This window comes from Myxococcus qinghaiensis (assembly GCF_024198215.1).
Lineage (GTDB): Bacteria > Myxococcota > Myxococcia > Myxococcales > Myxococcaceae > Myxococcus > Myxococcus qinghaiensis.
The window spans coordinates 1-19,593 of record NZ_JAKCFA010000017.1 but is presented as its reverse complement, the minus strand read 5'-3'; the positions used below and the strand labels follow the sequence as shown (position 1 = coordinate 19,593).

General features: G+C 66.4%; 19 protein-coding genes, 1 tRNA gene and 1 pseudogene. 5 read left to right on the top strand and 16 right to left on the bottom strand.

The window, feature by feature from the left end:
- Positions 1-138: 138 nt before the first annotated feature.
- Complete coding sequence (locus LZ199_RS28535; RefSeq protein ID WP_323389904.1) at positions 139-996, top strand: hypothetical protein; 858 nt, start codon at positions 139-141, stop codon at positions 994-996.
- A 101-nt stretch (positions 997-1,097) separates the two neighbouring features.
- Entirely contained in the window at positions 1,098-2,528 is a 1,431-nt protein-coding gene (pyk, locus tag LZ199_RS28530) for a pyruvate kinase (RefSeq protein WP_253996934.1), read from the top strand.
- Between the two features lie 95 nt (positions 2,529-2,623).
- Here the strand turns inward: pyk and LZ199_RS28525 are convergent, their stop codons facing one another.
- A complete protein-coding gene (locus LZ199_RS28525; protein WP_253996933.1) occupies positions 2,624-4,147 on the bottom strand; it encodes a GAF and HD-GYP domain-containing protein in 1,524 nt (507 codons plus the stop codon).
- Positions 4,148-4,317: 170 nt separating this feature from the next.
- On the opposite strand from LZ199_RS28525, the gene rpe reads away from it, so the two are divergent.
- Positions 4,318-4,974, top strand: coding sequence for a ribulose-phosphate 3-epimerase (gene rpe / locus LZ199_RS28520; protein ID WP_253996932.1), 657 nt, complete (start codon positions 4,318-4,320; stop codon positions 4,972-4,974).
- A 1-nt stretch (position 4,975) separates the two neighbouring features.
- Here the strand turns inward: rpe and LZ199_RS28515 are convergent, their stop codons facing one another.
- Positions 4,976-5,356: a response regulator gene (locus LZ199_RS28515; RefSeq protein WP_253996931.1), complete on the bottom strand. Its 381-nt coding sequence runs from the start codon at positions 5,354-5,356 to the stop codon at positions 4,976-4,978.
- Positions 5,357-5,623: 267 nt separating this feature from the next.
- On the opposite strand from LZ199_RS28515, the gene LZ199_RS28510 reads away from it, so the two are divergent.
- Positions 5,624-5,700, top strand: a tRNA-Pro gene (locus LZ199_RS28510).
- A gap of 464 nt (positions 5,701-6,164) precedes the next feature.
- Here LZ199_RS28510 and LZ199_RS28505 read toward each other — a convergent pair.
- Positions 6,165-6,614 carry a hypothetical protein gene (locus LZ199_RS28505; protein ID WP_253996930.1) on the bottom strand — a complete coding sequence of 150 codons (450 nt, stop codon included), beginning with the start codon at positions 6,612-6,614 and terminating at the stop codon, positions 6,165-6,167.
- 384 nt (positions 6,615-6,998) lie between these two features.
- Between LZ199_RS28505 and LZ199_RS28500 the strand changes: the two genes are divergently transcribed.
- The gene (locus LZ199_RS28500; protein ID WP_456094066.1) at positions 6,999-7,271 is read left to right on the top strand and encodes a transposase; all 273 of its coding nucleotides are present in this window, start codon (positions 6,999-7,001) and stop codon (positions 7,269-7,271) included.
- 200 nt (positions 7,272-7,471) lie between these two features.
- Here LZ199_RS28500 and LZ199_RS28495 read toward each other — a convergent pair whose 3' ends face one another.
- The 13 genes and pseudogenes from LZ199_RS28495 to LZ199_RS28435 form a co-directional block, all read right to left on the bottom strand.
- Positions 7,472-8,770, bottom strand: coding sequence for a zinc metalloprotease (locus tag LZ199_RS28495; protein WP_253996929.1), 1,299 nt, complete (start codon positions 8,768-8,770; stop codon positions 7,472-7,474).
- An 8-nt stretch (positions 8,771-8,778) separates the two neighbouring features.
- Positions 8,779-10,008, bottom strand: a complete 1,230-nt coding sequence (locus LZ199_RS28490) for a glycosyltransferase (RefSeq protein ID WP_253996928.1) — start codon at positions 10,006-10,008, stop codon at positions 8,779-8,781.
- The gene (locus tag LZ199_RS28485) at positions 10,005-11,900 is read right to left on the bottom strand and encodes a class 1 isoprenoid biosynthesis enzyme (RefSeq protein ID WP_253996927.1); all 1,896 of its coding nucleotides are present in this window, start codon (positions 11,898-11,900) and stop codon (positions 10,005-10,007) included. Before LZ199_RS28485 ends, LZ199_RS28490 begins: the two co-directional genes overlap by 4 nt.
- A 1-nt stretch (position 11,901) precedes the next feature.
- A complete protein-coding gene (locus LZ199_RS28480) occupies positions 11,902-12,075 on the bottom strand; it encodes a hypothetical protein (protein ID WP_253996926.1) in 174 nt (57 codons plus the stop codon).
- A 172-nt stretch (positions 12,076-12,247) separates the two neighbouring features.
- Positions 12,248-12,517 (bottom strand): hypothetical protein, encoded by a 270-nt coding sequence (locus LZ199_RS28475; RefSeq protein ID WP_253996925.1) that lies wholly within the window; start codon positions 12,515-12,517, stop codon positions 12,248-12,250.
- Between the two features lie 116 nt (positions 12,518-12,633).
- Complete coding sequence (locus tag LZ199_RS28470; RefSeq protein WP_253996924.1) at positions 12,634-12,939, bottom strand: hypothetical protein; 306 nt, start codon at positions 12,937-12,939, stop codon at positions 12,634-12,636.
- Positions 12,940-12,996: 57 nt separating this feature from the next.
- Entirely contained in the window at positions 12,997-14,442 is a 1,446-nt protein-coding gene (locus LZ199_RS28465; protein ID WP_253996923.1) for a radical SAM/SPASM domain-containing protein, read from the bottom strand.
- A gap of 331 nt (positions 14,443-14,773) precedes the next feature.
- On the bottom strand, positions 14,774-15,130 hold the full coding sequence (locus LZ199_RS28460; protein ID WP_253996922.1) for a glycoside hydrolase: 357 nt from the start codon (positions 15,128-15,130) through the stop codon (positions 14,774-14,776).
- 226 nt (positions 15,131-15,356) lie between these two features.
- Positions 15,357-15,740 carry a hypothetical protein gene (locus tag LZ199_RS28455; protein WP_253996921.1) on the bottom strand — a complete coding sequence of 128 codons (384 nt, stop codon included), beginning with the start codon at positions 15,738-15,740 and terminating at the stop codon, positions 15,357-15,359.
- Between the two features lie 116 nt (positions 15,741-15,856).
- Positions 15,857-16,651, bottom strand: a complete 795-nt coding sequence (locus tag LZ199_RS28450; RefSeq protein ID WP_253996920.1) for a hypothetical protein — start codon at positions 16,649-16,651, stop codon at positions 15,857-15,859.
- A gap of 51 nt (positions 16,652-16,702) precedes the next feature.
- Positions 16,703-17,014, bottom strand: a complete 312-nt coding sequence (locus LZ199_RS28445) for a hypothetical protein (protein WP_253996919.1) — start codon at positions 17,012-17,014, stop codon at positions 16,703-16,705.
- Between the two features lie 133 nt (positions 17,015-17,147).
- A pseudogene (locus tag LZ199_RS28440) lies at positions 17,148-18,038 on the bottom strand (IS30 family transposase); the annotation flags it as partial.
- Positions 18,039-18,195: 157 nt separating this feature from the next.
- Positions 18,196-19,391 (bottom strand): IS3 family transposase gene (locus LZ199_RS28435; protein ID WP_253997118.1). Its coding sequence is split into 2 segments (ribosomal slippage): positions 18,196-19,109 and positions 19,109-19,391, totalling 1,197 coding nucleotides; the frame shifts between segments, so codons are not numbered across the junction.
- Positions 19,392-19,593: the final 202 nt, after the last annotated feature.

Genomic DNA, 19,593 nt, shown 5'->3' with positions numbered 1-19,593 from the left:
GAGTGTGAACCCCCGCGCGAAGGGGTGGGGCGCGGTTGACGGGCTGACGGAGAGCAGGCGGGCAAAGGCCGGCGGCCTTGAGTCCGGGAGGTTGCCGGGTACGATGCGCCCCGAGTGACCTCCGAGTTTTTCCGTCAGATGTCCCTGTTTCCACGCGGCCTCTCCGCGGCCAGTCGGGCCACGGCGGCGGTCGCGGAGCCTCGTGCCCTGGAAGCGGAGGTTGTTCCGCGACTCGAGCCCGTGCCGCGCCCGCCTCCGCCCCGGCATCGGGTGCCCGAGGAAGCGCCTCGCATGCTCACCGTCCCCTCTCCCCGCGAGGAGATGTGGACCCGCGCGGAGTCGTTGGCCTGGAGGCTGAGCGCGGAATTGGGGATGCCGGTGAAGCTGGCGGTGACGGACAACCGCTCCACCATGGTGTCCTTCCGTCGAGGGGGCAACGCGCTGCAGCTGCGGCTGCACCACATGTTCCTGGACGCGCCCGAGTCCATCGTCCGCGCGGTGGCGGACTACGCGGGCCGAGGCCACCGCACGGCGGGCGTGCTGCTGGACGAGTACATCCGGGGACAGCAGCCGCGAATCCGCCAGGTGCGGCGCGAATCGGACGCGGACCTGAACCCGTTGGGGCGCTGTTTCGACCTGACGGCGCTTTACAACAGCGTCAACGCCACTTTTTTCGAGAACGTCATCCAGGCGCGAATCGGCTGGGGGCGGATGCCTCCGAGGCGCCGGCGCAAGTCCATCCGCCTGGGCGTGTACGACCACCAGACGCGGGAGATTCGCATCCATCCCGCGCTGGACAGGCCCGAGGTGCCGGCCTTCTTCGTGGAGTTCATCGTCTACCACGAGATGCTGCATCAGCTCTTCCCGAGCACGGGGCGAGGCGGCCGTCGCGTCCACCACCCGAGGGCCTTCCGGGAGCGTGAGCGCACGTACCCGCACTACGCGGCGGCGCTGCGGTGGGAGCGAGAGAACCTGGGTGTGCTGTTGCGCGGTTGATGGCTCCGTTGCTCGCTGGCTCATTTACCGTTTTACCGAGCGAAGCGACGCGTGGTGCGTGCTTGACGCGTTCGTGAGGGCCACCCATCCTCCCGAGCCATATGCGACGAGCGAAGATTGTCTGCACCCTCGGGCCCGCGAGTCAGAGCCAGGAGATGTTGGAGGCGCTGCTGGAGAACGGCATGGACGTCGCGAGATTGAACTTCTCGCACGGCAGCCATGAGAATCACGCGGAGAACATCGCCAAGCTGCGCGCGGCCTCGCTGAAGGTGCGCAAGGCGGTGGGCATCCTGGGTGACTTGCAGGGCCCGAAGATTCGCACGGGCCGCTTCACCAAGGGCAGCACGGAGCTGAAGGAAGGCGGCACGTTCCACATCACCACGGACGAGACGGTGCCGGGCACGGACGAAATCGTGTCCACCACGTACCCGTTCCTGGCGGCGGACGTGAATCCGGGCGACCGCATCCTGTTGGACGACGGCTTGCTTGAGCTGAAGGTCCTCCACACGGACAAGCAGAAGCTCATCAAGACGCAGGTCATCCACGGCGGTGTGCTGAAGAACAACAAGGGCATCAACCTGCCGGGTGTCGCGGTGCGCGCGGATGCGCTGACGCCGAAGGACCGGGAGGACCTCGTCTTCGGAATCAAGGCGGGCGTGGACTTCATCGCGTTGTCCTTCGTGCGGCAGCCGTCGGACCTGGACGCGGCGAGGCAGGCGATGGCGGAGGTGGGCCGGACGGTGCCCATCATCGCGAAGCTGGAGAAGCCGGAGGCGATTGCCCGGCTGGACGCCATCCTGGACAAGACGGACGGTGTCATGGTGGCGCGTGGTGACTTGGGCGTGGAGATTCCGCCCGAGGAGGTCCCGGCGGTCCAGAAGGACATCATCCGGCGTTCGAACCTGCGCGGCCTGCCGGTCATCGTGGCGACGCAGATGTTGAACTCGATGATTGATAATCCTCGGCCCACGCGCGCCGAGGCGAGCGACGTGGCCAATGCCGTGTTCGACGGCGCGGACGCGGTGATGCTCTCGGGCGAGACGGCGAGCGGCAAGTTCCCCATCGAGTCCGTGCAGATGATGGAGCGCATCATCCTGGCGGCGGAGTCATCGCAGCGGGTGCAGCCGGTGTTGCGCACCATTGACGCGCCGTTGGGATTGCCCGCGCACTTCCCGGATGTGATTGCGCGCGTGGCGTGCGAGGCGGCGAAGGCGAGTGGCGCGACGTTGATTGCGGCCTTCACGCTGTCGGGCGTGACGGCGCGGCTGTTGTCGCACTACCGGCCGTCGGTGCCGATTGTGGCCTTCAGCCCGAACCAGGAGGTCCGTCGTCGGCTGGCGCTCCTGTGGGGCGTGGTGCCGCGAGTGCTGGAGCCCATCCAGGACACCGAGGCGATGGTGCGCCGCGTGGGTGAGGAGCTGGTGGCGCGGGGCCTGGGTCGCAAGGGCGACCGCATCGTCATCGTGTACGGCGCGCCGGTGGGACAGCCCGGGAAGATCAACAGCCTGCGGCTGCACACCATCGAAGGCTGAGCCGGAGTCGAATCGAAGGCAGGGCCTGAGTTGAACCGAAGCACCGTGAGGGGAGGCCCGTGGTCGGGGCTTCCCCTTCGTGCGTCATGGGGCCGCTACTTCGGCGGATGAGCCAGCGCGCGGCGGGGAATCTGCGCGTCGACGAAGATGTGGAACAGCTCCTTGTCGAGCTGCCCGTTGTCGGCCTCGCGCTTGAGGATGTCGAGCGCGAGGGTGTGGGGCACGGCCTTCTTGTAGGGCCGGTCGCTGGCGGTGAGCGCGTCGTAGATGTCGGAGATGGACATCATCCGCGACTGGACGGGGATGGTGCGGTCGGGGATGGCGCGGGGGTAGCCGGTGCCGTCGAGCTTCTCGTGGTGCGCGTAGGCGATTTCGGGCACGCGGCGCAGGGCGCGCGTCCACGGAATCTGGGTGAGGAATCGGTAGGTGTGCTCGACGTGGCTCTCGATTTCGCGGCGCTCCTCGGAGGAGAGGGTGCCGCGGGTGATGGAGAGCGACTGGATTTCGCGAGGCAGGAGCAGCGGCTGCGAGGCCCCGTCGGCGTCCTGGAACTGGAGGTGTCCCAGTTCGTGCAGGCGCTCGAAGCCGCCCTGGGCGAGCACCGTGGGCCGGTTGCAGGTGATGACGAAGTCGAACACCTCGTGCAGGTGCTTGAGCTCGGTGCCGAGCCGCTCGGTCTCCTCGGCCTCGATTTCCGCCAGGTGCTTGTCGCCCCGGTGCTTCACGGCCTCGAAGCGGCGGCGGTAGCTCTGGAGCTGGAGGTCCTTGCGAGCGAGCTGGAAGCGGGCGCGAAGTCCCTCGAGCTCATGCGGGTAGAGCTTCTCCGCCTTGACGAGGACGTTCTCGCGCACGCCCACCTTGCCGAAGTCATGGAGCAGCGAGGCGTAGCGAATCTCCTGAATCTCCGTGGAGGAGAAGTGCGTCCGGGCATAGGGGCCGGTGGACAGGTGCTCCAGGGCCTGGGCCAGGGACACGGTGAGGTCCGCGACTCGGCCCGAGTGTCCGGCCGTCGTGGGGTCGCGAGCTTCGATGGCGACGACGGAGGCGGAGACGAAGCCCTCGAAGAGGCGGTTGATCTCCTCGTGGAGCAGGGCGTTCTCAATCGCGCCGGCGGCCTGGGCCCCCAGGGCGAGCAGCAACTCCTCGTCCTCGGAGTTGAACCCCTGGCCGTCGAGCTTGTTGAGGGCCTGGATGACGCCCGTCACTTCGCCATTCGCGTCACGCATGGGGACGCAGAGGATGGTCTTCGTCTGGTAACCGCTGGAGATGTCGAACGAGCGGTTGAAGCGGGTGTCCGCGTAGGCGTCTGGGATGTTGATGATGGTGCCGGTGTGGGCCACCTGACCGGCGATGCCGCTGCCCGCGGGGAGGCGGATTTCGCTCTTCGAGCCCTGGGCCACCTTGCTCCACAGCTCGTTCGTCTCCCGGTCCAGGATGAAGAGCGAGCAGCGGTCTGCCTCCACCACCTTGGTGGCCTCGAAGAGGATGAGCGGGAGCAGCAGGTCCAGGTCGCGCTCGGCGCTCATGGCCTTGGCGACGTCCAGGATGGACGTGAGCTTCGCCAGTCGGCGATTGAGGTCGGGGAGTGGCTGCGGAACGGCGGGAGAACGTGAGAGCACCGGGCGGCTCCGGGCGACGTGGCCTGCGGCTGTGCAGGACGTCGAGGTTGTAACATGCCCAGCCAGGTGACTGCCTTCAGCCCCGACCTGCTCGGTTTCCTGCTTTCGAGTGGACGTCCGGGAATTCAGCCCGTGCCGGAGAGGGTGGGAAGCGGGTAAGTAGCGCCCCCATGAGCCGCCGCCCTGTTCGGATTTCCCCCTCGCTGCTGTCCTCTGACTTCGGTCGTCTGGCCGAGGAGGTCCGCGACATCGAAGCCGCGGGAGCGGACTGGATTCACGTGGATGTGATGGACGGGCGGTTCGTGCCGAACATCACGATAGGGCCGGTGGTGGTGGAGGCCATCAAGCGAGCGGCCACGAAGCCGTTGGACGTGCACCTGATGATTGTGGAGCCGGAGAAGTACGTGGAGGCCTTCGTGAAGGCGGGGGCGGACGTGCTGACGGTGCACGTGGAGGCCAGCCCCCACCTGCACCGGACCCTGCAACAGATTCGTCACGCGGGGGCGAAGGCGTCGGTGGTGTTGAACCCGAGCACGCCGCTGTCCTCGATTGAAGAGGTGCTGGGGGACGTGGACATGGTGTTGCTGATGAGCGTGAACCCGGGGTTTGGCGGGCAGGGCTTCATCGAGGCGACGGTGGACAAGGTGCGCCGGCTGCGAGCGATGTTCGACGCGCGCGGGCTGGACACGGACATCGAGGTGGACGGGGGCATCAACGCCGACACGGCGAAGCGCGTCGTGGCGGCGGGGGCGACGGTGCTGGTGGCGGGCAGCTACGTCTTCGGGGCGAAGGACCGGGCGGCGGCCATCCGTTCGCTGCGGCCGTGACTCAGGCGCGGGTGCGAGCGACGGTGGTGGCGAGCCGGGCGACGCGGGTCATGAAGGTGGGGTCGAAGGGCTTCACCTCGTAGTCGTCGGCGCCGAGCTCGAAGCAGACGTGGCGGGTGAACTGGTCCTCGACGCCGCTGAGGATGATGACCTTGCAGTCGCGGGTGGACGGGTCCTGCTTGAGCTGGGCGAGCAAGTCCCGTCCGTCCTGGTGCTGGTTGATGTCCAGGATGATGACGGCGGGGCGGTGGAGGCGGGCCAACTCCAGGACGCGCTCCGACGTCGTGTCCGAGATGCACGTCAAGCCGGACCGCTTCGCCTCCCGGGCGAGGGCCGACACGATGAGCGGTTCATCATCGGAGATGAGGACGACGGGGGGCATTTTCGTTTCGACCTGCACGGCCCACTGCCTTTTTCGGCCCAGAGGAATCACTGAATATATCCGGAAGTACCGGAATGTCGGGGAGTTTTAAAGGGGGGGGGGTGCGGGAAGGGGTGGGGAAGGGTGTGAAGGGGGGCGTGGAAGGGCAGGCGAGCGGGCGAGGAACGAAAAGGTGATCCGAGGACGTTGACTCAGCCGAGGGGCACGGGTATTACCGCCCGCACTTTTCGCCGGTCCCGAAGAAGACCCACCGGCGGACGGACATATCGGGGAGTGGCTCAGCCTGGTAGAGCACTTGGTTCGGGACCAAGGGGTCGCAGGTTCAAATCCTGTCTCCCCGACCATTGTTGAATGACGGGCTGGAGATCTTCGCGGATCTCCAGCCCGTTTCCGTTTTTGGGGCTCCTGCTTCGGTCCACCTCAGCCGGCTCGCCGCCGACCTGGCCGCTGGACTCAGCGCCCAGCGGAATCGCTCGGCGCCTCATCCGCCTCCTCCGCGTGCACTCCAGCCACAGGCCGCCACCGACACGCAAAACCCCAACGGAGGAGTACGGCGCGCGGGTCCCCGTGCGACTGTGCGAGGTGGGATGGAGCCGAGTCGGAATTGCTGACACAGGCTCCGGCCGTGGCGCGAAGAATCCCGTGCTCCGCTTCGAGGACGACACGAAGCAGGAAGCCGAAGCTGTCAGCGAGACATCGCGCGGCTGGCCGAGAAGTGGATGCACCCCGTGTACGAAGCACTGGAGGCAGCGTTGATGCGCTCCGTCAGTACAGGGCGACCATGCTCGCTGCATCCGCCCGGGCGGGACTAGCAGAAGATGATGATGACGCCAGAGCCATCGTCGAAGATGATGATGACGACATCGCAGTACACGGCGGACGCCGTCACGTCGGTCCGGAGGCTGTCACGAACCCTGGACTCGTATTCAGGGAACAACTGTGCGGCTTTCTCGTGAGAGTTCGTCACCACCCAGCGCGTGACTTTGCCGATGTCCAGGTCCTTGGCGTTGCTGCTCTTGGCAACCAGCTCGTCCAGCCGGGCGAGCGGTCCGGCCTGAGTGCGCACCGAGACCTGGCTCAAGTCCTGACCAGGAGCCAACTTGTATGCGGCGGGTCCTTGGCCAAGGTCTGTGATGACCTGCCCGGGATTGAGCTGTTCCGTCGCCTCGGCGCCCTCTGCGCCGCCGCACCCGAGCGTTCCCAGGCCCAGGGTGACAACCAAGGCCAGCATCCCCCGCAGCACGTTGTTCTTCCGCATTGGATTGACATCCCTCAAGGGCTCAAGCCCTTACGTGTGGATTGAACGCACGAGTCCACTGTCGCGTTCTGGCTCCAGCCTCGTGCAAGTCAAATGAGAGCATTTGGGAGGAAAGGAATGCAAGACGCAGGGCGACATGGCTTGGATTTTAAGCCTTGAGGTGAGTGCGGCGCGGTCTTTCGAGACATCCGAGGCGTCGCGCCCGACCCCACCTCTCAAGAGCGTCATCAGGACCAGACGGGGCTGTTTATGGGCGTTTCCGGGTTCCGTGGCTCTCCCGCACTCCAGGGTGTATTCGCTCCGCTGGCGGCTTGTCGTGTCTGCCTATTCCCCAGAGGGGAACCACACGAAGTGCGGGAGAGCCACTGAAGCGGATCACGCCCAATCACGCCCATTTCACAACGAGCAAGGCCGACGCGGTCCTGTAGACGCTTCGAAGCGTGGTTGAGCGAGGCGCGTGCGTGCGGGGTCCGCGCGGTGGAAACCTTTGCGGAGGGCCTCGAACAGGACGGCGATGCCGTCCGGGCAGCGCTGACCACTCCCTGGAGCAACGCCCAGGCCGAGGGCCAAATCACGAAGCTCAAGCTTCTCAAGCGTCAGATGTATGGCCGCGCCAACTTCGACCTGCTCCGTCGTCGAGTGCTGCTCACCGTCTGAACCTACGGTCCACACGAAGTGCGGGAGAGCCACCGAACCGGATCATGCCCACAGCTCCTCCGCGCCCCGTAGCGACCAGTCGGCCCCGCTCTCCCGACCCGCCTCCTCGGTCGGGGGCGCGGCCGAACTGCTTGTGCGATGACCAGACTTCCGCGCTCCGCGATGACCGCCAACACAGGGGCTCGCAGCCAGCGCCTGCGCTACAGAGGATGTTGCACAGCGGCTGACGGCCCTCGTGGCTCTTGCGTCATTTCTGCTTGTCCATTCACCGAAGCAACAGCGTCCGGAGCGCGCTCAGGGGAGTTCGTCCTTCCCCGTGCCAGTTGCACGAGCTTCAGGAACGCTGGATGCCCCCACCGCCATAGCATCAAGGCGGTCAGCAGGAGCATGTACGAAGACGCGAGAAAGTGGCCAACGAGATTGCCAACGGGCGCGGTCGCTCTGTCCCGCAGCCCTGTTGCCAGTTGTGTGACCAGGACCGGGTAGTGCTGGGCGTAGCGCCATGCGACAGGCAGCATGGCCGAGACGAAATACACCCAGAAGATGACGCTCACCACCGAGTAGACAGCGAGCAGCGCCAGGATGTGCGAGGGCCATGGCAGGGGCTGGACCGGCTGGCCCCGCAGGCGCTGAAACATGCGTCTTGCGAGTCTGCGTGGCTGCTGCGCGAGATTCGTGACACCCAGGGCATCGGCCACAACCCAGTAGCCGTCGAACTTGAGGATGGGGTTGAGCGAGAACAGGCAGCTTCCCCAGATGAGCAGGAGCGCCACCTGGAGCGGGTCCCAGGGGTGAAACAGATAGGCGATGGCGTAGACCGAGCCGACGAGCAGCTGAAAATACACACCACCTAAATCTACGAGCACCCGCTGCCAGCGCTTGAGCCGCCAGGCGGAGCTCACGTCGCTGTAGAAGGCCGGGTAGATGGCGTACACGGTGAAACCAATGTCACTCGGGCGGGTACCAAACCAGGCGCAGGCGCTGGAGTGCCCCAGCTCATGCAGGAGTAAGGATCCGAGGAACAGCAGATAGCCCATCCAGAAGGCTTCGGGTGCCACGTGGAAGGCCACCCGGGGAACGACGAGCACCTTCACCACGAGCATTCCCATGAGCAAGGCCGCTGCGGCCGCCGGATGGAAGGCCGGGGAAAGCCATGAGGCCAGTCTGGCCACCAGTGGGGCGGGAAGCAGGCTCAACCGGATCCAGTGCCCCGAGACGGGCTTGTCCGCCTCCCGGTCAATCTTCTCGATGCTCTCGGCGACCCGGCGGTATGCGGCCTCCACTTCTCCTGCGGTGATGGGCTGGTTCGTCTTCTGACGGATAGCATTGGCCAGTTGCTCGAAGGTTGCTCCACGGGCGAGCTGCCGGAGCAACTGGTAGGTGGATTCCGAGAGCCGCAGGTAGCGTCCCTTGCGGCTCACCATCAGGTAAACGGGGTGGGCTTCCGAGGTGTCGACCACGAGCCGTTGCTCGATCCCCTCCAGCAGGTCCGCGTCCATGGGCCCGGTCATCCTACGGCGAGGGAGACATTTCGGGGTGGGGTCGGCTGCACGTCGCCACGGAGGCGCGGTTGGCGTGTCTGCCCCAATTGCACCAGGATCTCGATGGCACGCTGCGGCGAGCCCATCCGTGCGAACGCCTGTTGAAGCGTCTGGGCATTCTTTCGATAGGACTGGGAACCGAGCAGCTCTTCGACGGCCTTCCTCAGCGTCTCGGCGGTGGCCTTGGCCGGAGGCATGCATATCGCCGCACCCGCGCTGGCGACCTGCTCCGCGACATCCGGCTGCTCGCTCCCCCCAGGCAGTAACAGGCTGGGCAGTCCGTGGGTGAGAGCCCCCAGCACCGTCGTAGTGGTTGCACTGGAGACGACGGCCCGCGCATGGGCCAGCACCTGGGCCTGGGGGATGAACTCGCGGGCGTAGAAGTGGGCTGGGAGCTGCTGTGGCCTGTGGTCCATGCGGCTCGTGGCGGCCACTACGCCCACGTGCTGGTCCCCCAGCGCCTCCTGCAGGTGGGTCCAGAACGAGGGGCCGGTGAAGGAGCGGCCATGCTGCACATAGAGGATGGGCCTGTCCTCCTCTCGGGCGCACTCCAACCACGCCGCCAACTCGGGGTCGGCCTCGGGTGGCTCCCAGAGGCAATCGCCCACGAGGTGGACCTGCCCTGGGAAGGCTTCCTCCGGCCCCGCCAGCTCTGGCACCGAGCGCAGCAGCAGGACATCCCCCAAGAGGGGGGATTCCCTCGGGTTTGGATGGACGGGCGCCATCCGGAAGAGCTCACGCACGTTGTTGTAGTGACGCAGCATGTCCGCATGCCGCCACCACCATCGCCGCTCTGCCTCCGTCAGTTCGGCCGGACATACTTCCGAGCTCGGCCATAGGTGGGTCAGCAGCCCCAAGCTGGCCAGTGGCACGCCCATCCTCTCCCGTACCAGCACCGCCCCCAGCGAAAGCGGCTGCCCTACCAGCACGTCCGCAGGGAACCGCTTCAGGGCGTACTCAATGTGCTTGTACTGTATGGCGACTTCGAGAGGCTGGAACCACTTCTCCACGGAGAAGCTGGCTCCATCCTTCTCGCCGCGTGGAATGCGCTCCAGCCCGAGCCGCTCCAAGAGGGGGCTGAGGGAGCGCCCCGTGGCGAAGGCGACCTGGTGCCCGAGCTGGCGCAAGGCCAGGGCCTGGCCGATGGCGGGATGCACGAAGCCATGGGTATCCAGGGGGCAGAAGAGGAATCTCATGATGTGGAAGGCTCCAGGTCTGCGCTATCCGCAGTGAGGGCGGCACGCCGGTGCCACTCCAGCGTCGCGGTGAGTACGAGGGCACTGGTCAAGGTCCGGCTGCCCAGGTATCGCTCGGTCCCCGGGGCCGCGCGAAGCAGCGGTTGGGCACGCCACGCTCCATCGGGCTCGTGCGCCGTCTTCAGATAGGCGCGCGCGCGCGCGGCCCTGTCCAGGTCTTCCGCTTCGCCGCCCTGCTCTCGGGCCGTGGCGAGGCAGAGGAGAGCCAATGCGGTGCTGAGCGGATCGCTGGCATGGGCGCCCACGCCCCAGCCTCCATCAGCCTGCTGGTGACGGCGCACGAAACCCAGCGCGCGCCGGATGGCGGGAGACCCCGGGCGCGTCCTGGTGAGCAGCCGCAGGCACGCATGGATGCAGGCGTAGGGCCCGAGGTTCCAACGGCCTTCCCAGGCTCCATCGGCAAGCTGCCGCGCCTCCAACCAGTCGGCGCCGCCCTGGAGGGATTCCGTGCATCGCGCAGGGGCCTTGAGCCACTGCGTGTACAGCAGCTCCGCCAGCACCTCGTCATCGCGTTCCCCGGTGGGGCGTGTTTCGTCCCGGGTGGGGCCATGCGTCTCGACCCATGCGCCATCGCCGGCCCTCGTCAGAGCACGCCTCAGCCGTGCCCGGCTCAACGGGTCCGGTAGCAAGCCCAGTTGGTCGCGAAGCAGGAGCGCTTCTCGCGCCAGGAGACCCTGGAGGGCTCCACCCAGGTGCGCATCCGCCTCGCACAGAGCCTCAAGCACCAGGGCCCTGGTGCTCGTATCCATGGAGGCGTCGCCGCCGCTCTGCCCCTGGACACTGGCACGGAGCTCGCCGAAGCCGAGCTGCCACTGACGTAGAAGGAAGCGCAGGACGTCCCAGGCCAGGCCTTGCCAGGGACCATCGGGCTCGGGCAGTTCCAGCGTCAGCTCTGGCTGCTCGAGGGAACGCCGGACATTGGCGTCGGTGATGCGCTGGATGTCTTGCTGAAGCTTCAGGCACTGCCGGCGCAATGCATCAGTCAGTGCGTACCAGGGAAGCTGGACGTCCGGTACATGCTCCCGGAACCGGTCCGCCACCTCGAGTGCTTCGAGCGCCGTCCTGATGACGTAGGAGGCATGCCCCCGGTAGTAGAGTTCTCTGGCCACGCGTTGCAGCTGCCGCTCCAACTCAGCCGGTTCGGCGGGCCGTGGCCTCTCGTGGACGACGCGGCAGAGAAAGAGGGACGGGATTCCTCGGCGCAGGTCCTCTCTCCAGTCCATCAGGTCGTCGCACATCTGGGAGGCCACATTGAAGGCGTCGATGGTCTTCTCTAGGGGATCCAGCAGGTGCTCGTCTCCCGCCAGCGCCACGAGTCCCGCGGCGACGACACGGGCCATGCCGTTCTTGCCCCGTACGATGGCGAGCGCCACGTCCTCGGTGTACTCACTCCAGGGCCGCTCTCTGGTGCTGAACCGCTGCTCATCCAGGCTTGCTGTCGCGTGCTCCACCAAGTAGCCCCTGAGTCGTCCCCAGAAGGGCGCGGCGGCGGGGATGTGGTGCTGCAGCAAATGGAAGGCCTCGAACTGGAGCGCCATGAGCCGGAGGGTCCTCTGCCCCACCAGGGACTGGGGGACATCCCCGTCCGCCAACTCGTCGTGCAGGAAGATGGCGCTGGCCATCAGCCGCACGAACGCCCCCATCGCCCGGAGGGGCTCGGGTTCCAACGTCCGGAAGGCGGGCTGGAAGAGATAGGGCAGGTCGAAGTAGCTCGAGCGTCGGCCCGACCCCATACCGAGCGCCTCCGGCCAGCACTCGCCCAGCTCCGCGACCGTGGCGGCGGCGGCTTCCGTCTGCTGCAGCAAGAAGGGCGGCAGGATGGTCGCCGTCATATCAGTAGAGGACCCGTCTCAAGGGCTGCGCGGTTCCCCCATGGATGTAGCAGTCTGAGAACAGAGTGACGAGCGGTGCCATCTCCAGGCGGCGCTTCCGTTCCTCGATATCGAGGTCATTGATATTGCGGCCCTGAATGCCCGCCCGGTAGGCAAAGCGCTTCGTCGTGCTCATGGCAGAGGTCTCCTGACAGCCCGGAAGTCCGTCGGGATGGTGGACGGTACCTTTCCGGCGGAAGAGAGCGGTCCCGTCTTCCGGCGGGAAGCTCACAGCTCGGGCTGCGCCAGCGTCAACGCTGGTAGCTCGGGAGCGTGGGAGCCGGAACAGGTCTTCCGCTGCTCCTGTTTCAGCAGTTGGTCGAGTACGTATGGCAGGGGTTGACCGGTACGGTGTTGGAGGGGCAGCAGTAGGTCGTGCAGTTGGTGCCCGCTTCACCGCCGGAGTCGTAGACTAGGCCCTGCTGCTCCGCGGTCCCCGTGTTGACGTAGCAGTCAGAGAACAGGGCGAGAAGCGAGGCCATCTCAAGGCGGCGCTCCAGCTCTTCGATATCGAGGTCATCGATGTTGAGGCTTTGAATGTCCGCCTGAGAGGCGGAAGGGCGCTTCGTCGTACTCATAGCGGGGTCTCCTGACAGCCTGGATGCCGCCGAGACGGTGGATGGATCCGTCCCGGCGGAAGAGACGGCTTCCCGCCTTCAGGCAGGAAGCTCACACAGCGGGTTGTGAGCCTGCATCAGGAGTACGTGCCGCAGCTGCCTCCGTAGGTACCGCAGCCGCTGAAGGTCCCGCAGCTGCTGCCATAGGTGCCGCAGCCGAACCCACCATCGCCATCACCAGTCGTATCCTGGCTGACCAGGCTGGAACTCTGCGCCGAGCCGCCGAAGAGGCTGGAGTTCACATAGCAATCCGCGGCGAACGGCAGCGTTCCCGCTAGCTCGATGCGGCGCTCAAGTTCCTCGATGTCGAGGTTGTCGACGTTGAGGCTCTCGATCTCCTCGGCCTGCAGGACGGCTACGTCGGGCTTCTCTTTCACGCTCATGTTGGGGTCGTTTTCCTTGCGTTGTGGGGTACTGCTCCTTACGCGCGACAGGACTTCTCAGAGGTCGCAGACGCGATCTGAGTTGCCCACGGACTCTGCGCCCGAAGCATGAGCGGCATAGGCCTCGGCGGCACTCGCGCGAAATCGTTTGGAGAATCCATCACAGTGGTTCGAGTGGAGTTCGCCGTTCTGTGCCTCGGCGAGGATGGCGCAACCTCCTCCGCAGTAGAAAGCGAAGCGGCACTGGCGGCAGACGGGGTTGGACGTGACGGTGCGGGTCCGCCACAGGTCCGTCTGTGTCTTGCTCGTCAAGACGTTCCCGTCCTCCTGGATGTTGCCGATGCGGATCTTCGGGTCGCCCGTGCGCTCCCAGCAGGCGTACATGTCCCCGAAGGCATCGAAGATGTACATGCGGTTGTGCGCGCCGCAGAATTCGGTCCGGAAGCTGGGGAGAGGGTTCTCGTGCCGCTCGAAGATGCGCCGCACTTTCTCCCTGAGGCCATCGTCCGGGCCTCCGAACCGGTTCATGCGCGGGTTCTGATCACGCATCTCTCCCAGCGTCTTGGTAAGCAACCAGGAACCCAGGATGGAATTCTCGTCCGTTTTGCCATTGCTGGCGTTGATGGGGGCTGCGTACGCGGAGAAGCCTGGATGCCCTTCCCAGCCCCGCCGGTGGAACTCCTCGGCGAGCTCCGGCAGTTGGTGGACGTTGTTCTTGTCCACGTTCACGCGGACACCGATCTTCGTGCCCCGCTCCAGGGCCAGGGTAATGTTGCGGGCGATGCGCTCAAAGGAGCCCGAGCCATCTGGGTAGATGCGCCGTTGATCATGCTCGCGCTGTGGGCCGTCGAGGGTGATCTGGATATGAGAGATGTGTTCGGGCCCCAGCAGGTCCGTGTAAGCATCCAGCTCGGTGGCATTGGAGATGGCGGAGAAGTTGGCCCTTCCCAGCTCCCGGGCCTTGCGCATCACATACTCGATGAGGGGACGGCTCTCGGACAGCAGCGGCTCTCCACCGAAGAAGGTGATGTTGCGCGCCTGCTGCGAGCCTGGCTGGATGCCATGACCGGCCTCGATTCGAGGCAGCGCGGCGAAGATCCGATCCACCATCTCCGGCTGCATGATGCGCAGCAGATGGCGAAAGGCGGGGTTCGTCCGCATGTGGTCCTGGAAGCAGTAGGGGCAGCGCAGGTTGCACTGGTACGTCGGCATGAAGATGTAGCTGGGCATCGTGTTGACCGACATCTGGTGCAGCTTGCCGGCCACCTTGGAAAAGAAGGCTTCCTCCTCTGCATGCGTCATCTGCGTGAGATAGCCTCGACGCTTGAGCACCTCGATGACCTGTTCGGAAGGTTTGACCACCTGGGCCTCGGCGGGCGGCTGCTCCTCCTTCCACTCACCGAAGAGGGGTTTGGGCACGGCGCCAGATCGGGAGCGCAGGTAGTCCGCGACCCGACGGGTCACCTTGTCATAGGCGCCCGAGTAGCCGTGGACCAGGAGCATCTCGTCCTTGTTCCCTGGTAGGTCCACGTAAATGATATAGCTACTGGTCCGAACCGGTGCGTCCGGACGCTTGGCATTACGCAAGGCCTCCGAACTTGCGCTTTCTCGGGGGACCACATCACCTGGGTTGGCCGTTTGATCTGGCATGACTTGGTGCCCGACTTTTTCCGGAATGGGTATGGGCTTAGTGGATGGCATTTATTGCGCCCAGTCAATGCTGGTTCGGACCAGGAGCGTATTCGCGTTGATGGCGCAACGCAGCGAATTGCCTTAAGGTGTTGCGCGCGGTGCAATTGCATGGGGTTGCGATGACCCTCCCTCCGTCGATGCTCTACCAGGAGCGGAGGAGGGAGCGCTCCAGGTTGGCCGCGGCGTTCGTCGCCCATGCGCCGCCGGTGCACTCGGTGAAGTGGACCTCCTTGGACGGGTAGGCGTCGCGGAAGGCGGACTGCACCGTGTAGCTGCCCTCGGGGCTCTCGTAGCAGTGGTAGGCCACCCCGGCCACGGACGATTGAGCCTGACCGTTATTGTAGGCCATGACCTCATGCGGAATGCCCGCGGGGCCCGCGCCGTAGTGCCAGTTGTGGTCCCACACGAGCCGCTTCACCCCATTGAAACCCGCCGCGTTGAGGGCCGGGCGCAGGTGCTGCGAGGCGAACACCGTCTGGTCATTCGACTCCATCTGCATGGTGGCGTAGCTGCCGTTCGCGACGCATAGGACGAATGGGAGGGTTGTTGAGGGTGAGTGCTGATGAAGAGGGGTCGAGGAGGGCCGCTGACGGGTGCCGCCGAGCTGTGCGCCAAGCCGAGGAAGAGGCGGTGCGGCCTGCTTTGGGCACACGCCAAGCCAGACGCCCCTCCAGCAAGGGGGCAGCAGGGGCGTGAGCATCTGGAGCAGGGCGACTGCTGGAGCTTCACAACCCCGCCAACCGCGGTGGGTGCTGTGCTGGGGCCAGCTTCGCAGGCTCAGAGGGCTGTCCCAGGTGCGCCAGAATGGCGCTCACCCCACAGGGGGCTGTCAGGTACGCCAGCACCGGAGGCCTGCCGCCACACCTCACGCAGGCCCACACGTCCAGCGCGAACGTCCTGCGTAGCAGCCCCGCCCAGTCCAATCGTGGCGTGCACTCCTTCTTCGGCTCCTCCAACGTCGCGGCAAACGACGGGCTCTTCTCCTCCGGCTCCGCCTTCTCTTGGGTGAGCCCCGGCGCGGAGTTCGTCGACTCCGCCGCCGTCGTCGACGGACACAGGGTCTCCGCCCGCGCCTGGCCCGACCATCCGGCCTGGATGCGCGAGTTCATGAAGCTCCTCCGCGCCAAGGCCCCCGCGACCTGAGCCCCTGAAACACCCGGGACGCCGAGGCGCTCACCCGAGCACCCGGCGTCCCCTGTACTTCACCGCGCACCCGCGAGCAGGCTCAGTCGCACTCCGCCCGCTGCTTGTTCCGGCGCTTGGTGACGCTGGTCAGCGTGTCGCCCTTCACCGTCACCGTGGTGACGTCATCGCCGCTCGCCACGGAGCCACACTCCGCCGCGCCCGCGCTGCAGCTCCGCGTCAGCACCAGCGAGCTCGCTCCAGAGCGCGTCACTCCCTCCAGCGTGCAGCGATACCCCGACGGCCCCTGGCGCACGTCCCCGGTGAAGTCCTCCTCGCCCACCGCGTCCGCCGAGCCCAGCAGCTGGCCCTTCTTCCCCATCAGCAGGAAGAAGTAGCGGGTCTGCGTGAAGGTGTCCCCGAACTCCTCGTCCGGAGCGGGCGCGCCGCTCTCGTCCTGGGTGAAGACGCGCAGCTTCAACCCCTTCGGCAGCGCCAGCTTCTCGTCGCGCGCCACCAGCGGCTCACCCTCGGTGCTGGGGCACTGGCGGTCCACCGCCTCCACCTCCACCTCGCGGGAGTACGCATCCGGCGCCAGCGCCTTGAGGTGCTCCAGCACCTTCGCCGCGTCTGCGGCCTCACAGACGCCCACCAGCCAGACCCAGAAGCCCGGCTTCAGCCCCGCGAGCGTGTCGCTGCGCACCAGCTTCGGATACCCCTGGGGCAGCTCCAGCTTCGTCTTCTCCAGCACCGCCTCGATACCACTCCACGCCGAGCGCTGCGCCTCCGCGTCCGCCTGCGTCTTCGCCCCCTTCCAGATGAGCGCGACACTCTTCGCCTCCGCCCGGGAGCTCCCCAGCACGACCAGCAGACACAGGCCCATGAACCACGCACGCATGACAGCTCCCCCCTCTTCTCGAGAAGCCGCCAATGCTAGCGCACCCCCCGACTACCGCGACTGTGCGTCGTGCTTCTGCCGGGCGATGCGGCGGTCGAGCCGGTTCTGCTCGCGGTTGATTCGCACCCGCTCCCTCGCGTCCAGGCGACCGTCGTCGCGTCGCGCCCGACGCAGCTCCCGCTGGAGGGCGTGGTGCTGACGCTCCAGCCGCACCGCCTCGCGCCCCGTGAGCTCCCCACTCTTCACGCCGTCGATGATGCGCGCCTGCTGGGTCGCCTGCCGGCGCTCCGCCTTCGCCGCGCTCGCCGGCAGCGCCACCATCAGCCCGAAACCCATCACCACCGCCAGGATGTGCTTCTTCATGTGTCCACTCCGGTTCGTGCCGGCTGTCTGCGTCTGGAGTCATGAACCCGGCCCGCGCCCAAAAGTTACGGTCCCGTGTTCTCGCGGGGTTACGACGCATAGGACGAATGGGAGGGTTGTTGAGGGGGCGCTCTCAATCGGTCGTCGCAACAGCTGATGCGAATACTTCGGCAGGCGTTCGCCATGCAAGTGTTTGACGCGGGCGCCCGTTGAGTTCATGCGCGATGGCGTCGAGTTGCTTGCCAGAGAGGGCGCTCAGGTCCACGCCCTTTGGGAAGTATTGGCGAAGGAGACCGTTGGTGTTTTCGTTGCTGCCGCGCTGCCAGGGGCTGTGCGGGTCGCAGAAGTAGACTTGGACCTGCGTGTCGATGGTGAAGCGTGCGTGCTCGGCCATCTCCTTGCCCTGGTCCCACGTCAGCGAGCGGCGCAGGTGTTCGGGCAGCCGCTGAATCTGCGCTGTCAGCGCCTCGCGGACGCGCTCTGCCGTCCGGCCGTGCGGCAGCTCGAGCAACATCACATAGCGGCTGTGGCGCTCCACGAGGGTGCCGACAGCGGACTTGCCTGCCTTGCCGATGACGAGGTCGCCCTCCCAGTGGCCCGCGACGGCGCGGTCCTCAGCTTCCGGTGGCCTCTGGCTGAGCATCACCATGTCGCGCAGCTGGCCGCCCATGTCGTTGCGCTTGCTGGGCCGGCGCTGGGTCCGGCCTGTACGCAGGCAGGCGGCGAGCTCTTTGCGGAGCGCGCCTCGTGCCTGCACGAAGAGCGAGCGGTAAATGGTTTCGTGAGACACGCGCATGTGGGGCTGCTCGGGGAAGTCCGAGCGCAGTCTGGCGGCAATCTGCTGGGGGCTCCAGCGCCGGGCCAGGCACTGCTCCACCTCGTCCCTCAGCGGGCTGCTTTCGGCGAGTTTGCGGTGCTTGGGACGACGCGCCCTGCGCTCAGCGCCTTCCTCGGCACGCCACGCTCGGTACTTCCTCCTGCCACCCGTCGCGGCCACGTCGCGCGACACGGTGGACGCGGAGCGTGTTGATGGTCTCCAAGAAGCGCGGGAATCCGGTCATGGATGGACCTGCGCTCCTACGTTCTCGTTGAAGCGCGGGAATCCGGTCATGAGTGGACCTGCGCTCCTACGTTCTCGTTGAAGTTGCCCCGGTTCTGCGGAGCGTTCCGCGCTTTCTCCCTCAAGCGGCAGCGCGGTGCTTCTTTTCGTAACCAGCGGGTGATTCGTAGTCGAGCGCGGAGTGCCGCCGGAGCGGATTGTACCAGCCCTCGATGAAGCGGAAGACGGCCATCCTCGCCTCGGCGTGAGACGTGAAGCGACGGCGTGCGAGCAGTTCGCACTCGAGCGTGGCGAAGAAGCTCTCACACATCGCGTTGTCGTACGCGTCGCCGACGCTGCCCATGGAGGGGCGCACGCCGGCTTCCTTGCACCGCAGCCCGAAGCCAATCGAGGTGTACTGCGTCCCTTGGTCGCTGTGGTGCACGACGCTCTGGGGCTGACGCTGCCCCACAGCCATGTCGAGTGCCTGCACGACGAGCTGCGTCTTGAGGTGGCCAGCCATGGCCCAGCCGACGATTTTGCGGCTCCATGCGTCGAGCACGACGGCGAGGTAGAGGAAACCGGCGTGCGTCGGGATGTACGTGATGTCAGCAACCCAGAGCTGGTCGGGTCCAGGGGCCACGAATTTGCGGTCGACCAGGTCGGGCGCAGGGCGTGCGCGCTCGTCGCGCGTCGTGGTGACACACCACCTGCGGCGACTGACTCCCTCGATGCGCGCTGCCCGCATGAGACGGGCGACACGCTTGCGGCCGATGTGCACGCCCTCCGCCGCGAGCTCGGCGTGGATGCGCGGCACGCCGTAGGTGCCGTCGCTCATCGCGTGGATGGCGCGAATGCGCTCGCTGAGGCCCTCGTCTGCGACCGCGCGCTTCGAGGGCAGGCGCGTCCGCCACGCGTGATAGCCGCTCTCGGACACCTCCAGGACACGGCAGAGCGTCGTGATGTCGTGGACGGCCTGGTTCGCCTTCACGAGTCGGTACGCCGCTTGGGCGTCGCCACGGACTCCTGCGCGAACCAGGCCGCAGCTTTTTTTAGGATGTCACGCTCCTCACGCAGCACCCGAACCTCGCGCCGCAGCCGCTCGAGCTCGGCGCGCTCATCCGAGGCGGCACTGCTCGCCCTGGGAGCTGGCCTGCTCTCGCCGTTGCTGCTGGGGGCGCCACTGCCGCTCCCCTCTAACTGCTTCTTCCAGTTGCGGATGCTCTGCTCGGTGCAGCCGAACTCTCTTGCGAGACTCTTGCCGGACCGGCCGGCCTTCATCAGCTCGACGACTCGCTCTCGGAACTCCGGCGGGTATGGGGGGCGTGACTTCGGCATCGTGGGACCCTTTTCGCACAGCAGGTGGGACTCCACGAAACCGGGGCAACTTCACGTTCTCGTCGGCCAGGTCGACACTGCGCCAGAGCTTGAGCCGAGGACGTGGGGCTTGCCGTGAGTTGGAGAGGAGTCGAGGCAGACCGAAAACTTGCGGGCTGCCGGTGGAGCCAGTGAGGTCCGCTCCCGCGCGCGTCTCCCAGAA